This window comes from Vibrio sp. Hep-1b-8 (assembly GCF_006124995.1).
Taxonomy (GTDB): Bacteria; Pseudomonadota; Gammaproteobacteria; order Enterobacterales; family Vibrionaceae; genus Vibrio.
Window position 1 is genome coordinate 1 of sequence record NZ_QEWN01000070.1, and the last position, 1029, is coordinate 1029.

At 39.8% G+C, this 1029-nt stretch carries 2 protein-coding genes; one reads left to right on the top strand and one right to left on the bottom strand.

The window, feature by feature from the left end; translation table 11 throughout:
- The coding region (locus DA100_RS21135; protein ID WP_206208560.1) for a hypothetical protein at window positions 1–378 on the top strand (378 nt) is incomplete at its 5' end.
- A 65-nt stretch (window positions 379–443) separates the two neighbouring features.
- On the opposite strand, the gene DA100_RS08325 is transcribed toward DA100_RS21135, so the two are convergent.
- Window positions 444–1029: transposase (locus DA100_RS08325; RefSeq protein WP_138971725.1), on the bottom strand; the 586-nt coding region annotated here is incomplete at its 5' end.

Below are 1029 nucleotides of genomic sequence, written 5' to 3' on the forward strand. Positions count from 1 at the left end.
AAGAGTATATGTTGTTCACTATCTATTTTTATGTGTTTTGGCACCGCAGTGGCAAACAATCTTCCTCAGAGCGACAATCTCAGAGAGCTAAAAGTAAACTACACTATTCAAGATGGTGTGGGTATAACTATGGCATATATACCAATAGACAGACCATGCTTGAATGTTTTGCATGGAGATGCTCATAGAGAGTTCTGTTTTATTGATTCAGAAACCGAGGACTTGCGTAAGAGTAATGGCAATGGTTTCTATATTTCACTTAACAGTGTGAATAACAAAAGAGTTTCTTTTGAATATCACACTCTGTGGTATTCAAAAAAGTGTAAATATTACATATATAAAGAAAAGCCGACCTGTGATGAGCCTTACACTAATTAATGCAATTAACTTAAATTTTTTGCTGTAAGACGATTCAAAGTAAGCGTTCACCAGCACCGTGTTGACTAAGTGTTTAGGTAAAAACTCGTGTGTTTAAGATCGAGCACATTTGGGTACGGCTGCTGACGAACAACAGCATTGACTATGCGTGAAAGCGTATCAAGTGACGATATCTTTCGCTTTTTACAAGTTTCGATTAGCGAGTGTAGGCGGTCTCGGAACTTGTCGCCTGCATCCGAGGTAGTGCCGTAGCTGATTTTTCTTTGAATAACAAAGCCACGAAGCCGGCGTTCAGCTTCATTGTTGGTCAATGGTATTTTGGGGTTAGTTAAGAACAACCACAAGCTTGGGCTATGCTCATCCAGTTTTTTGCAGCGACCTTGATAGCGTTGAATTGGTATTTGCTTGCTCCCTTTATTGAGCCAGTAATTAAAACGCTGTCTTATTCGACTTAATCTGTTTAGGTACAGGCTATATTTTATCGTTTCGGACTCCCAACGATGTCGCGTTCGAAAGACCAATTTGCTCAGCATAACAAGTCGTTGGCCTATTTTAGCTGTATGACCTTTACCTGTGTAATCCGCAATCTGTTGTAGGTTTCGGATCACGTGTGACCAACATAGCTGATGTTTATTTGGTGATATCCAGTTG